This is a genomic window from Bacillus sp. ABR (assembly GCF_056172715.1).
The window spans coordinates 196,106-210,652 of the sequence record NZ_JAOYSL010000001.1; the positions used below are offsets into that span (position 1 = coordinate 196,106).

12 protein-coding genes and 1 riboswitch are annotated in these 14,547 nt (G+C 41.3%); of the genes, 5 read left to right on the forward strand and 7 right to left on the reverse strand.

Annotated features, from left to right (window positions below; genetic code table 11):
• The first annotated feature begins 1 nt into the window (after nt 1).
• The 4 genes from OIT90_RS00905 to OIT90_RS00920 all read left to right on the forward strand — a co-directional run bounded on the left by OIT90_RS00905 (nt 2) and on the right by OIT90_RS00920 (nt 5,511).
• On the forward strand, nt 2-817 hold the full coding sequence (locus OIT90_RS00905; RefSeq protein WP_144489804.1) for a YwqG family protein: 816 nt from the start codon (nt 2-4) through the stop codon (nt 815-817).
• 235 nt (nt 818-1,052) lie between these two features.
• Nucleotides 1,053-1,886: a BglG family transcription antiterminator LicT gene (licT, locus tag OIT90_RS00910; RefSeq protein WP_048237864.1), complete on the forward strand. Its 834-nt coding sequence runs from the start codon at nt 1,053-1,055 to the stop codon at nt 1,884-1,886.
• Nucleotides 1,887-2,213: 327 nt separating this feature from the next.
• The gene (locus OIT90_RS00915; protein WP_474892166.1) at nt 2,214-4,121 is read left to right on the forward strand and encodes a beta-glucoside-specific PTS transporter subunit IIABC; all 1,908 of its coding nucleotides are present in this window, start codon (nt 2,214-2,216) and stop codon (nt 4,119-4,121) included.
• Nucleotides 4,093-5,511: a glycoside hydrolase family 1 protein gene (locus OIT90_RS00920; RefSeq protein ID WP_058838433.1), complete on the forward strand. Its 1,419-nt coding sequence runs from the start codon at nt 4,093-4,095 to the stop codon at nt 5,509-5,511. Before OIT90_RS00915 ends, OIT90_RS00920 begins: the two co-directional genes overlap by 29 nt.
• Before the next feature lie 54 nt (nt 5,512-5,565).
• On the opposite strand, the gene OIT90_RS00925 is transcribed toward OIT90_RS00920, so the two are convergent.
• From OIT90_RS00925 to OIT90_RS00945, 5 genes are all read right to left on the reverse strand, one after another.
• Entirely contained in the window at nt 5,566-6,690 is a 1,125-nt protein-coding gene (locus tag OIT90_RS00925; protein WP_034281370.1) for a 5-methyltetrahydropteroyltriglutamate--homocysteine S-methyltransferase, read from the reverse strand.
• An 88-nt stretch (nt 6,691-6,778) separates the two neighbouring features.
• A riboswitch (SAM riboswitch) is annotated at nt 6,779-6,891 on the reverse strand.
• A gap of 82 nt (nt 6,892-6,973) precedes the next feature.
• On the reverse strand, nt 6,974-8,293 hold the full coding sequence (locus OIT90_RS00930) for a gluconate:H+ symporter (RefSeq protein ID WP_024423918.1): 1,320 nt from the start codon (nt 8,291-8,293) through the stop codon (nt 6,974-6,976).
• 50 nt (nt 8,294-8,343) lie between these two features.
• The gene (locus OIT90_RS00935) at nt 8,344-9,765 is read right to left on the reverse strand and encodes a four-carbon acid sugar kinase family protein (RefSeq protein WP_474892167.1); all 1,422 of its coding nucleotides are present in this window, start codon (nt 9,763-9,765) and stop codon (nt 8,344-8,346) included.
• Nucleotides 9,766-9,772: 7 nt separating this feature from the next.
• The gene (garR, locus tag OIT90_RS00940; RefSeq protein ID WP_044334415.1) at nt 9,773-10,666 is read right to left on the reverse strand and encodes a 2-hydroxy-3-oxopropionate reductase; all 894 of its coding nucleotides are present in this window, start codon (nt 10,664-10,666) and stop codon (nt 9,773-9,775) included.
• Between the two features lie 197 nt (nt 10,667-10,863).
• Nucleotides 10,864-11,721 (reverse strand): MurR/RpiR family transcriptional regulator, encoded by an 858-nt coding sequence (locus tag OIT90_RS00945; protein ID WP_474892168.1) that lies wholly within the window; start codon nt 11,719-11,721, stop codon nt 10,864-10,866.
• Nucleotides 11,722-11,882: 161 nt separating this feature from the next.
• On the opposite strand from OIT90_RS00945, the gene OIT90_RS00950 reads away from it, so the two are divergent.
• On the forward strand, nt 11,883-12,560 hold the full coding sequence (locus OIT90_RS00950; RefSeq protein ID WP_039182576.1) for a DUF3298 and DUF4163 domain-containing protein: 678 nt from the start codon (nt 11,883-11,885) through the stop codon (nt 12,558-12,560).
• An 85-nt stretch (nt 12,561-12,645) separates the two neighbouring features.
• Here OIT90_RS00950 and OIT90_RS00955 read toward each other — a convergent pair whose 3' ends face one another.
• Entirely contained in the window at nt 12,646-12,825 is a 180-nt protein-coding gene (locus tag OIT90_RS00955) for a hypothetical protein (protein WP_039182574.1), read from the reverse strand.
• Between the two features lie 289 nt (nt 12,826-13,114).
• The gene (gene pepT, locus OIT90_RS00960; protein ID WP_047202931.1) at nt 13,115-14,347 is read right to left on the reverse strand and encodes a peptidase T; all 1,233 of its coding nucleotides are present in this window, start codon (nt 14,345-14,347) and stop codon (nt 13,115-13,117) included.
• Between the last annotated feature and the right edge of the window lie 200 nt (nt 14,348-14,547).

Consider the following 14,547-nt stretch of genomic DNA (forward strand, 5'->3'; position numbering starts at 1 on the left):
CGTGACACAATCAGCAAAGCTGCAAGAAATACTTGCACCCTACCGTCCGTTGTTAGATGAAACGGAAAAACCAATGATACAATTGCAGATGAAACAAGGAAAAACAGGACCATACGACAGCAAAATAGCTGGTGATCCTTACTTCCCCAAAAACGACGAATATCCGGTTGATGATGAAGGGCATCCTATGAAACTTTTGGCGCAAATTAATTTCGGCCAGCTGCCAAAGCTGAAGGATTATCCAGAAACAGGGATTTTGCAAGTATTTATTTCTGTGCATGATGATCTTTATGGAATGAATATTGACCATAAAACAGAGCAAAAAGATTTTCGAATTAAATTTATTGAGGAACCTTTCTTGGCAGAAGAAGAGTTATTGACTGATTTTTCTTTTGTGAAAATTCCAGACGATTTTTATTTTCCTGTAACGAAGGAAGGCGCAATTACAGGTGAATTAGCAAGCGAAACGATTAGTGTAGGAGATTTCCGCTTTGAAAAAGTCACAGGAAAGAACAGCTGGGACCTATTCGAAGATGCAGATGGTGTTAATGGCGATGAAGCAGATGCCCTGCTGGATGAATTTTATGAAACAGCGAGTGGCTTTGGTCACAAATTGGGCGGGTACCCAGGGTTTACACAAGAAGACCCGCGTACCTATGTAGATCAAGAACATACCGTTTTGTTATTACAAATTGACTCAGATGACGAAGTAGATTTGATGTGGGGAGATTGCGGTATTGCCAACTTCTTTATCAAACCAGAAGACCTCAAACGAAAAAATTTCGAGAATGTTGTCTATAATTGGGACTGCTCCTAATTTTGTAAAAAACACACTTTAAACACTCTTTATAGAGTGTTTTTGTGTATGTTTTTAGACTTTTTTGCCCCTATTTCGTCATTTTTGAGAGGTAATATGTCATTCTTTCTAGTTGACCGGATCAAAAAAAAATGTAAAATCATCTTAAAGTCCTCTTTTTTGAAAATAATAATAACATGACATATCAATCAAAGATAAAATGCTCGAAAAAGCGGAATGTACTGGGGGGTATCAATTGATTATTTCGAAAGTAATTAATAATAATGTTGTCAGTGCGTATGATGACGAGCAGCATGAGCTGGTCATAATGGGCAGAGGAATCGCTTTTCAAAAGAAAAGCGGAGACCCAATTGACGAAGAACGTATCGAAAAAGTGTTTTCAATTCAAAATAAAGATATATCAGAAAAATTCAAAACCCTGCTTTATGATATTCCAATCGAGTATATGCAAGTGTGTGAGGCGATTATTGAGCATGCGAGAACAACCCTTAACAAAAATTTAAATGACAGCATCTATGTGACGCTGACGGATCATATCACCTTTGCCATTGAACGTCATCAAAAAGGAATGGACATCAAAAATGCCTTGCTCTGGGAAATCAAACGGCTGTATAAAGATGAGTTTATATGCGGTTTAGAAGCCATTCGAATCATTGAGGACAAGCTGAGCATCCATCTTCCTGAGGATGAAGCCGGCTTTATTGCCATGCATATTGTCAATGCAGAGCTCAATGAGGAAATGCCAAACGTTATTCAAATCACCAAGCTCATTCAAGATATTTTAAACATTGTTAAGTATCACTTTCAAATTGATTTGGATGAGGAATCATTAAATTATTTCCGTTTTGTGACGCATTTGAAGTTTTTTGGTCAGCGTCTGTTTAACGAAACACAAATGGAAAATCAAAATGAGTTTCTGTATGAAGTGGTAAAAGAGAAAAACACCGCCGCTTTTCAGTGCGCAGAAAAAATTAACGATTATGTTCAAAAAGAATACAACCGAAGTCTCATAGAAGATGAAATGCTATATTTAACTTTGCATATAGACAGAGTAATAAAAAGAAAATAAATTCAAAAAGAAAGCGTTGACATCACAAAATTAACATGATAATTTATAACTATAAACTAAATAACCCACAATCTTTTAGGATTGTTACTGGTCAAGCAGGCAAAACCTAAATCATTGTCCCTATCTTTGATAAGGCATGATTTAGGTTTTTTTATATCTAAAGACTTATAAAAATTAAATAACGATCAATCGCTATGAAGGATTGTTACTGGTTAAGCAGGCAAAACCTAAATATCGATTAATGTCTGAATCGCTATTTCTCGGACATTAATGGATGTTTAGGTTTTTTCTATATCAAGATGAAATCAACGATTGGAGGGTAACACAATGAACCACAAACAAACAGCAAAAGAAGTGCTAGAACTTGTCGGCGGTGAAAAAAATGTTAAGCAAGTCACACATTGTATGACAAGACTTCGCTTCAACTTATACGATGAAAGCAAGGCAGATAAAGAAAAGCTGCAATCAACAGACGGCGTCATGGGCGTGAATCAAAGCGGAGGTCAATATCATGTCATTATCGGCAATGATGTCTCAAATGTCTATCAAGCGATGATTGCTGACTCTGGACTATCAACAGATGTAAAATCAGGCGGTACAGAAGAAGCGTCAAAACAAAATGTGATATCAAAGCTATTTGATTTTATCTCTGGTGTCTTCACACCGATTCTTCCAGCCATCGCTGGAGCCGGTATGATCAAAGGGATTTTGGCACTTATGCTCACATTCCATTGGATATCAGATAAAAGCAGCACGTATGCGATTTTAACAGCTATCGGAGATGGAGCCTTTTACTTCTTACCGATTCTACTTGCTGTAAGCGTAGCCAAAAAAATTGGTACAAATCAGTATATCGCAGCTGCCATTGCAGCAGCAGCACTGCACCCGCAGTTAACCGGTTTACTGGGTGCGGGAAATACAGAATTTCTCGGCTTGCCAGTGGTTGCCGTTGTGTATTCTTCATCGGTGATTCCAATTCTTCTTACCATTTGGCTCGGCTCATATGTTGAAAGATTCGCAGAAAAATATAGTCCAAAATCATTAAAGATCATCCTTGTTCCAACAGTTACACTTCTTGTCGTTGTACCGGTTATGCTCATCGCGGTTGGACCACTTGGTGGAATTATCGGTAATGGCCTTTCAGGTGGAATTGATTTATTGTTTAAACATGCAGGTATTCTGGCCGGACTCTTGATTGGCGGGTTCATGTCACCATTGATCATTACGGGCATGCACTATGCACTGCTTCCAATCATGATTAACAACATTACATTAAACGGTTTTGACTTTATTCTTCCAATGATGTTTGTAGCGAATATGGCACAAGCAGGCGCAGCATTCGGTGTCTTCTTAAGATCAAAAAACAAAACATTCAAATCATTGGCGATGTCTACAAGTATCACAGCCTTAATGGGTATTACTGAACCTGCTATGTATGGTGTGAACATGCGATTGAAAAAACCGTTCCTTGCAGCCCTCATTGGTGCAGCAGCAGGCGGCGTGTTCATGTCGATCTTTAAAGTAAAATCATATGTGATATCTGGATCAGCAGGCCTCCCAGGTCTCCCAACATTCATTGGACCAACATTTGTCTACTCAATCATCGGTTTAGTGATCGGATTTGTTGTAGCAACGATCATGACACTTGTTCTAGGCTTCAAAGATGTACCAGTAAAAGAAGATACAAAAGCAGACAAACCAGAAGATAAGAAAGATACAGCAGCGCTTCAAAATGAAGTGGTACAAAGCCCGCTTGAAGGTCAATTAAAGCCGCTCAATCAAGTAAATGATGCAACATTCTCTAATGAAATCATGGGCAAGGGTACAGCCATTGTGCCAACTGTTGGACGCGTTGTTGCACCGTTCAACGGCAAGGTTGAAACCATTTTTCACACAAAACATGCCATTGGCTTGAAGAGCGACCAAGGCACAGAACTTCTTATTCATGTTGGGATTGACACGGTAAAGCTTGACGGAAAGTATTTCACAAGTCATGTGCAGTCCGGTGATCTTGTACAAGCAGGGGATGTGCTCGTTGAATTTGATATCAAGGGTATTCAGCAAGAAGGCTATGATGTGACCACGCCTGTTATTGTTACCAACACAAATGATTATGCTCAAGTTGATGCGAAAACAGATGGAGCGATTACAGTGAAAGAGACACTGCTTACAGTCAGTGTAGAAGAAAAAGAGGAGGGCATTCAACATGAACAAGTTAGAAAAAACATTTCCTAAAGGTTTCTTATGGGGCGGCGCTGTTGCAGCTAACCAAGTTGAAGGCGCATATAATAAAGATGGAAAAGGCTTATCGACAGCTGATGTATCGCCAAATGGTATTATGCATCCATTCGATGAATCAATGAAAGACCTAAACTTATATCATGATGCCATCGATTTCTACCATCGCTATAAAGAAGATATTGCACTCTTTGCAGAAATGGGATTCAAGAGCTTCAGACTATCTATTTCTTGGCCGCGTATTTTCCCAAATGGCGACGATGCGGAACCAAATGAAGCAGGCCTCGCTTTTTATGAAAAAGTATTTGATGAACTGCATAAGCATGGAATTGAGCCAGTTGTCACGATCTCTCACTATGAAATGCCGCTTGCACTTGTGAAAAACTACGGTGGATGGAGAAACCGTAAGCTTGTGGATCTTTATGAAACATACGCTAAAACATTGTTTACTCGCTTTAAAGATAAAGTGAAATATTGGATGACCTTCAATGAAATCAATGTCGTGTTACATGCACCTTTCACTGGCGGCGGGCTTGTATTTGAAGAAGGGGAAGACGAGAAAAGCATTCAATATCAAGCAGCGCATCACCAATTTGTTGCAAGTGCTCTGGCTGTTAAAGCAGGACATGAAATCATTCCAGATGCAAAAATTGGCTGTATGATTGCAGCGATGACCACATACCCGTACAGCTCAAGACCAGAGGATATGTTTGCTGCAATTGAGCAAGACCGTAAAACATTGTTCTTCTCAGATGTACAGGCAAGAGGCTATTACCCAGGTTACATGAAACGTTATTTCCTTGAAAATGACATCAACATTGAGTTCCAAGACGGGGACGAAGACATTTTAAGAAACCATACAGTTGACTATATTGGCTTCAGTTATTATATGAGTTTTGTGACGAGTACAGATCCAAAGGTTCTTGAACAAGTTACTGGCGGTAACCTATTTGAAGGTGTGAAAAACCCTTATCTAGAAGCAAGTGATTGGGGCTGGCAAATTGATCCGAAAGGACTTCGTACAACACTGAATCAGCTGTATGACCGCTACCAAAAGCCTTTGTTTATCGTAGAAAATGGATTGGGTGCTGTCGATCAAGTAGAAGAAGACGGATCAATTCAAGACGATTACCGAATTGATTACCTCAGAAGCCATTTGCTAGAGGCGAGAGAAGCCATCGCAGACGGAGTAGACCTGATCGGTTATACAAGCTGGGGCCCAATTGACCTAGTCAGCGCATCAACGGCTGAAATGAAAAAACGCTACGGCTTCATTTATGTCGACCGTGATAACGAAGGAAACGGTACATTAGATAGAAAGAAAAAGAAAAGCTTCGATTGGTATAAACAAGTGATTGCGACTAATGGTGAACATTTGGATGCATAAAAGAAAAAGACAAACCGCTCATACTGCGGTTTGTCTTTTTTGTCCTTTGAGGGACTACGAAGTCCACACTTGATCAGCAATCTCAATCACATGACGCAGCTTTTCCCATTGCTGCTCTTCTGTTAACAGGTTGCCTTCCTCTGTTGAGGCGAATCCGCATTGTGGACTCAAACAAATTTGGTTAATGTCCACATATTGAGCCGCTTCCTCAATGCGTTTTTTAATCTGTTCAACTGGCTCAAGCTCACCGTATTTTGAAGTGACAAGGCCTAGTACGATTTGAAGGTTTGGGTTCTTCACATATCGAAGGGGCTCAAATCCGCCAGAACGATCGTCGTCGAATTCTAAAAAGAGACCATCAAGATCTAAGCCGGCGAAAATTGTTTCTGCCGCTGCTTCGTAACCACCTTCAGCTGCCCAAGTTGATTTAAAGTTACCGCGGCAAATGTGCATAGTAATCACCAAATCCTCTGGGCGATCAGCAACGGCTTCATTGATTGTCTTCGCAAACGACTCGCGAAGTTCATCTTCTTCACGGCCAAAGGCTTTGATTTGCTCGTGACCTTTTTCAGAAAAGAACACGGCCCATGCCGTATCATCCAGCTGCAAGTAGCGGCAGCCTGCATCATAAAAAGCACGGATGGCTTTCTTATACGCCTGTGCCACATCATGGTGGAATTCCTCTAAGCTGTCATACACTCCTTCTTCAAGCTTTCCACGGAAAAATAGCATATTCGGACTTGGAATCGTCATTTTAGCCGTATGATCACCAGCGATGCTGTGCAGGAAACGATAATCCTCCAGCATTGGATGATCTGTAAAATCGATCTTGCCTGTTACCTTGATACCTCTAGCTTTTGTCGTTGTGTTATGAAATTGAATGCCTTGATCTGCTTCAAATCCTTCAACCCCATCGAGTCCTTCCAGAAAGTCAAAATGCCACCATGCACGTCTGAACTCACCATCTGTGACAACCTCTAACCCAATTTCTTTTTGCTTCTCTACAATACGTGTAATTTCTTCGTTTTCAATTTGTCGGAGCTGCTCTGCTGTCAGCGTACCATCTGCTTTTTGCTTGCGTGCTTCCTTGATGCGCTCTGAACGAAGTAAACTTCCTACTTGATCTGCGCGGAATGGCGGTTTCGTTGTTTTCTTTCCAATGGTTTGTACTTGTGTCATGCTGAATCCCTTCTTTCTTCAGGTTAAAAAAACAAATAAAAAAGCTCTTCCTTGGATAAGGAAGAGCATCATATACTGTGAGAACTCTGCCTTATCTTCAAACAAGCATCTGCTTGCTTAAGGAATTAGCACCATTCTGTTCCTAGGAACAGCGGTTGCCGGGTTTCACAGGGCCAGTCCCTCCACCACTCTTAATAAGGTTACCTTTTGATTCAATTTTCTTAATAAACACAATTATTCAACCTTTTCGAGGAAAAGTCAATGGTTTTTACAATTTAATTTCCTACATGAACAAATCAGCAACAAGAACACCAGCAAGTCCGACAAGTGAAAGCACGGTGACCATCAATGTCCACGTTTTAAAGGTTTGAGCCATTGATAGGTTAAAGTATTCTTTATAAATCCAGAAACCCGCATCATTCACATGAGAGAACGTGATACTGCCGGCACCTGTTGCGATCACCATTAATTCAGGGCTGACACCCGTCAGGCCAATCAGTGGTGCAGAAATGCCAGCCGCCGTGAGACCGGCGACAGTCGCTGATCCTAAAGAGACACGAAGGACAGCAGCAATGAGCCAAGTCAGAAGCAGGGGAGAAAGTGTGCTTCCTTGCATAATCCCTGCAATATATTGATCGACGCCGCTATCAATGAGCACCTGTTTAAAGGCGCCTCCGCCCGCAATAATTAATAAAATCATAGCAATGGAGCCGATAGAATCCGTGATGGACTTCATCACGTCCTGCATGCTCTTTCCTCTTCCAAGCCCAAACGTGTAGATGGCAAGCAGCACTGAGATTAATAGTGCAATCGCCGGTTCGCCTAAAAACTCAGCGGTAGGCAGCAATGGGGAGGAAGGGAAGAAAATTTCTAGAAATGCTCTGAAAGTCATAAGCAATACAGGCAAAACAGCGGTGAAAATGCTAATGCCGAAGCTAGGCATTTCTTCTTCTGTGAATTCCTTTGGATTAAATAAGTTCTTTGGGATATGTGCGTGCAACTGGTCTTTTTTAAATAGTTTTGTAAACAGAAGTCCACCTACTAAAACAGCAGGAATCGCTAAAATAATCCCAACCAATAAGGTTTGTCCCATGTTTGCTTGAAAGACATTCGCAATGGCAGTCGGCCCTGGGTGAGGAGGGAGGAAGCCATGTGTGGTGATGAGAGCAGCGACAAGCGGCATGCCCACATACAGCACAGGAAGTCTTGCAGCCTGAGCGATCGTAAAGACTAATGGAATTAAAATAATGAATCCGGTTTCATAAAATAGAGCAATTCCAATCACAAATCCAGTCAGCATCGTCGCCCATTGGATTTTTCCGATGCCAAATCGGTCAATGAGTGTCATCGCGATACGCTGAGCACCGCCAGAATCAGCCATCAATTTCCCAAGCATCGCTCCAAAACCGAGAACGAGTGCCAGGTGTCCGAGCGTACTGCCAAGTCCTTTTTCGACGGAAGCAATCGCTTCTAGTGGTGTCATCCCTTCTAACACAGCAACAATTAAAGAGACAATAATCAAAGAAATGAAAGCGTTTAACTTAAAGACAACCATGAGTAAAAGCAATAACAAAACGCCAAGTCCAATAAACACTAACGACATGATCTTTCCTCCTTTGTGGTGCATAAGGGGGCGCAAACACCCCCTATGCCTTATCCTTCAAGTATGTCTACAGCTTCTTTTAACGTATCCTTTGACCCAACATTTCCCGGGAAAATCACATAAGACATGAAAGGGAATTTACTTTCTTCTCCTGTTTGCCAAACAGGGATCCCTGGTTTGATTTGACCTGCCACGGTCGCACGTCTCACGCTAAGACCTCTTGTCCCAATATCGCTGGAAGTAATTCCGCCTTTGGCAATGAGATACTTAGGACGAATGGTGAGGCGCTGGACAATACTTGTCACAGCATCACTAATCTGTACAGAGAGCTTTAATTCTTCCTCTTGGCGATCATCCCCAAGATCAAGCCGTTCTCTTCTTGTATAAACAGCCACAGATTGACCTGCTACCAACAGTGTTTCAGTTTGCTGGATGACGCGGTCAATTTCTTTGCGAAAGGCATCAGGCTCTAACACGAGGTGGGTATTAAATTCAATAAAAGCCATCTCTTTATTTTGCTCAAGCGCTTTTAATTGTTCTGTTGTTTTTTTCACATGAGAACCGATCATAATGAGACCACCATGAGGGCTTTCTTCTTGTATCAAGTCACCTCTTGTTAATAAGGCCTGATCCCCTATGCCGCCAAGTACTTTTGTGAGCGCCGCCGCACTTCTGATCATCAGCTGCTGTCCTGCTTGAATGGCTTCAATAAGAGCGATGACAAAGACTTTGACATCGTCATAGTCCACTGCGTTTACAACCACCTTTTTGAAATCCTTCACACCCATGAGCTGTTGTTTGATTTGATCGATGCGTAAAGCCCGCAGATCAGCTAACGAAATGTAGGTCGTGTTCTCTTTTGTGAACAATCCCTCTGACTTTTCTTCAATCCATTCTCCTAGATGAGAGGATTGAAAGCCGAATGTACGGTCTCTTGCAAATTCTGTATCACCAGCAGGAATTAATTCGTGTCCTTCCTGTACGTAATGAATATTGTCGATCGTAAAGCGTCCGCCTTCTTGGAAAAAAGGAAGAAGGATTTCTCCATCGAACTGGGGGGAGCTTTGCTGTTCAATGGTCGTTTTGAGTACTTCAGTTTCAAGCGGAAAGTGTCCGCGAAGAGTAGAATCTCCCCGGCTGACAATGATGAATTCCTGATTAAGTCGTTCAGCCACCTTTACAATGGTTGCAGCAATGGTTTCGTGCGCAGCGGCAGTTTCTTTCTCTGTCATACTGCGAGAATTGGTCAGTATAAAGAACATGCTGCTGTCTTCAAGAAAACCAGCCTCAATGCTTTCTTCTGACCAATCGGTGAAAACAGAGACGCCATGTACGGTTTGAATCCCTGTTGGATCATCGTCTAATACAATGACTTTATGCTGAAAGCTGCTCAGTGCTTGTTCGTATGCTGATTGAATGGCCTTTGAATCTGCTTTCGGAATGGCATTCAGTATGTCAGTGGTTTGCTTCATGATCATCTCATCCTTTCTTTACTTCGACATGAGCCATTTTTTCGTAATATTGAACGATGCCGCCATGATCAAGCCCAGATTTTCCGTCTGCTTTGAGGGCGTGGAAGATTTCAAGCAGCTGGCTAGAAAGGGGAAGAGGAACACCGATATCATGAGCAGTTTCCATGACATTGGTTAAATCCTTCAAGTTGATGTCGATGCGTCCACCAGGTTCAAAATTTCGTTCTAAGATGAGAGGAACTTTTGCATCGAGAACGGCACTCCCTGCCAGTCCGCCGCGGATGGCTTCATACATCTTATCAATGGCAATGCCTGATTTAGCGGCTAGAACGAGTGCTTCAGACATGGCGGCAATATTTAAATTGACGATGATTTGATTGGCTAGCTTCGCTGTTGTGCCGCTGCCATTTGCCCCAACTAATACGACCTCAGTGCCCATCGCAAGCAGGACATCCTTCACTTGCTCAAAGATCGATTCTTCGCCGCCAGCCATGATGGCAAGTGTTCCGTCTATTGCCTTCGGTTCTCCGCCGCTGACAGGTGCATCGATAAATTCCACCTGATGCTGTTTGGCAAGAGCAGCTAAAGCCCTAGAGGTTACAGGAGAGATTGAGCTCATATCTACGATGACAGTGCCAGGTGCGGCTGTCGTTAAAATGCCTTGATCACCTGAAACGACTGCCTCTACATGCTCTCCTTTAGGAAGCATTGTGATGATGATATCGCTTTCAGAAGCTGCCTCAGCTGCTGAAACAGCACCTTTTGCTCCGGCTTTCTGTAACGATCGAATCGCTTCCTCATTTAGGTCAAAAACCGTTAAAGTATGACCGGCTTTTAATAGATTGAGTGCCATCGGTTTTCCCATAATACCTAGTCCAATAAATCCAATCTTCTTTGTCACGTTGTCCGCCTCCTATATAGAAAACCCTTACAAAAAGCGCTTTCTTTTCTTTATGTTAGTATATATACTATCTTTTAAATTTAATAGTAGGAAATAAACTATTGTTCATTTAATGTACATGACGTGATAGAACGTGTCAACGGAAAATATGAAAAAAGTCACAAAAAAAGACCGGAATCAGTTCCGGTCTTTTGTGTTCATGTTTTATTTTTAGCTACGGCTAATCGAGATAGTTTCACGTTTTCAATGGCATTTGATCCTAGCTCTAAAACAGCGGCGACGTATAGTACATCAATGATCACAAGCTGGTTGATACGGGAGATCATGGAGTCCGATCGATAGGTTGTCTCTCTGGAAGAGCTAAGCAGATGAAAATCAGACCGTTTTGCGAGCTCAGATTTCGGATAGCTGGTGATAGAGGCAATTTTTGCCCCTTTTTCTTTTGCAAACTGTACGGCGTCAAGAATTTCTCTGCTTTCTCCTGAATGGGAGATTGCGACGATAAAATCGTGTTCCGTGGCGTGTGTTGCAATCATATTCATCATATGCGGATCACTGCAGAGGCTCACTTCAAAACCAAGCTGCAGGAACTTATGATAAGCATCACCAGCAATAAAGCTGGACGCACCTGCTCCAAAAAAGACGGTTTTATGTGCCTGTTTCATGTGTTCAATGAATTGTGTGACGGCATGATCCTCTAAAATATGCTTCATATCTTGAATAGAGTTTGTTGTTAACTCTATGACCTTATGCTTAATGTCAGCTACACTATCTGATGCTTCGATCTCGCCGTATATGGATTGAGGTGTATTGGTCGCGATATCTTGTGCGACATGGACACGAAACACTTGATACGATTCATAGCCAATTTTTCTTAGAAAACGAAAGATCGTCGTTTCACTTGTGCTGCATTCAGCAGCGAGTGCACTGATAGAATGAAGCACAACTTTCTGAGGGTTTTGTAAGATGTAATTGGCAATCTTTTTCTGGGTTGGGGACAAACTATGAAACGTCGTCCGAATGTGACTAAAAATATTCTCTTCTATGATAAACACCACACTTCATCTAGCATTCTATATTAAGCATACAGGAACTTATGAAAACGGTAAACAAACCAGATGTGGAAAAATGAAGAATAATATGGAAAAAACACTTCTTTTGGTTCTTTTGTCATGGTATACTCATCTGGTAATAGACAAAAATGGGGGTTTTTACTATGACAATGAAAAAAGGCCTAACGATCAGCCTGCTTATTTTCTCACTGATTGTTTCCTTGTTTGCGCCAGTTGGATCTGCGGATGCCAAACAAGCCAAAAAAGCAAAAGTAAGTACACACTATTATAAAAAGAAAAAAACGTTCAAATATGCACAGGTGAAAAACCTAAGCAAGGCGCATATGAAAACCATCAATCGTGATTTAAAAGAAGATATTGCTTTCTCTTATTCTACTTACTTGTTCTTAAAGGATGAAGCGAAAAAGGAAGGCTTTGGGAAGATCACGTACGAGAGATCGTTTAAAACGAAATTTAACAATGGGAAGAAACTAAGTATCTTAAACTATGACTACATGAATGATGGCAGCATGCACGGGGACACAATGGTTTCCAGCATGAACTATGTGTTAACAAAGAAAAAAACAAAGCAGCTGTTCTTGACTGACGTTGTGAAAACAAAGAAAAAGCGTACGAAAGTAAGAGATTATATTTATAACTACACAAAGAAACATAAAAGTAAATTCTATGCGAACCTGAAAAAAAGTGACATTGAAATCAACTACAACACACAGTATTACTTCACGAAAAAGGGAATTGCTGTTGTCTTCCAGCCATATGAAATTTCACCTTATTATGTTGGAATTCCTATGATTCAAGTTCCTGCGAAGGTATATAAATAAAAAGAAAAACGACCACTGAATCTGGTCGTTTTTTGCTGTTTATGCAAACAAAAAAGAGCCCCTCATGAGGCTCTTTTATTTGGATTTATACTTGTTTAGGTGCTTCGTTTAGTGGGTGACGGCGTTTTCCGTTGTAGTGGCGGCGCATACGAAAGATTTCAAACTCCGAAAGCTCTGCGCTTTTTCTTTTTTGGGTGCGGTTATCTTTTTTGAAAGAGAATAGTAAGTAGCAGCAAAGTGAAGCGATAATCAATAAAATCATCATATGACATTCCTCCAATTCATCCTATTCTTTAAGTGTAGACAGGGTGAGTGATGTTTATAACTGAAAATAAGCAGCAGAATCGGTTTAGTCCTTAAGGTTCATTCGATCTGCTATTTTAGGTCTAAAATACTGGTTGTTTTTAACTATTATATTTCCAGTTATTTCACTCGTCAAGAAGAATTTTTTCTGGGGTTGTCTCTATTAGTACGAATAAGTGTCATAAAAGTTTCAGAAAATTGTAAACTTTTATTAAAAAACCGTTCCCGAACAGGAACGGTTGTAAACATGTCTATGCTTTTTCTTCAAATAGACGGGCAATTTCAACGATAACTTCGGTTGCTTTCACCATGTTTTCAACGGAAATAAATTCATATTTACCGTGGAAGTTTTCTCCGCCAGTAAAGATGTTTGGCGTTGGTAGACCTTTATATGAAAGCTGGGAGCCATCTGTGCCGCCGCGGATTGGTTCAATGACCGGTGTGACTGAGCGATTTTCCATGGCTTCATGAGCTATGTCCACAATATGTTTCACCGGCTCAATTTTTTCTCTCATATTATAATATTGATCCTGAATGCTGAGGGTGATGCTGTTTTCTCCGTAGGTGGCTTTTAAGTCATTTGCTATTTTTTCAAACAATGCCTTGCGATTGTTGAATTTCTCTTTATCAAAATCACGGATAATATATTGCAGCTCCGCCTCTTCTACTTCTCCTACAAATTTCGTCAGGTGGAAAAAGCCTTCGTAGCCTTCTGTATACTCCGGAGATTCGTCAGAAGGAAGTTTGTTATGAAAGAGCATCCCGATTTTCGCAGCGCTGACCATTTTGTCCTTAGCTGTTCCTGGGTGGACGTTGTTTCCTTTAATGGATACTTTCGCACCTGCTGCGTTAAAGCTTTCATATTGCAGCTCGCCAAGCGGTCCGCCGTCAATTGTGTAAGCATAGGAAGCGCCAAAGGCATCAACATCAAACTTGTGCGGCCCTCTGCCAATCTCTTCATCTGGCGTAAAAGCGACGCGGATTTTTCCATGCTTAATGTCTGGGTGTTCGATTAGGTAATGCATAGCTGTCATAATTTCTGCGATACCAGCTTTGTTATCAGCACCAAGCAGGGTAGTGCCATCTGTTGTGATCAGCGTATGTCCTTGGTACTTTTGTAAATTTGGAAACTGTTGTGGAGATAAAACGATATGTAGATCTTCATTTAAGGTAATGTCGCCGCCTTGATAGTTCTCATGAAGCTGCGGTTTTACATTTTTGCCGGTGAAATCAGTGGCTGTGTCGATATGAGCCAAAAAGCCAATGGTCGGCACGTCTTTGTCTGTGTTAGACGGGATTGTTCCCATGACATAGCCGTTTTCATCCATTGTCACTTCTTGAATCCCAATGGACTTCATTTCTTCAACAAGCTGTCTCGCCAGGTTCAATTGTCCTTCAGTAGATGGGCAGCTTTCCTTTTCTGCATCTGACTGCGTATCTACCTTCACATAACTTGTGAAACGCTGAATCATTTCCTCTTTCATCTATACGTCACTCCTTTTGTAGAATACGTCCATTTTATCACGTCTTGAATGCGCTTCATAACAAGAAAGGCTTTCTCTGGCAATTAGAGAGGAAAAAGGCCTACTTTCATTAGGTGATGTGCTGAATGGTTCTTTAGGGTGATTTTTTTGGGTGTCTTTTTATTTATAATGAGGACATATAAAATCATCCATTTGTACGT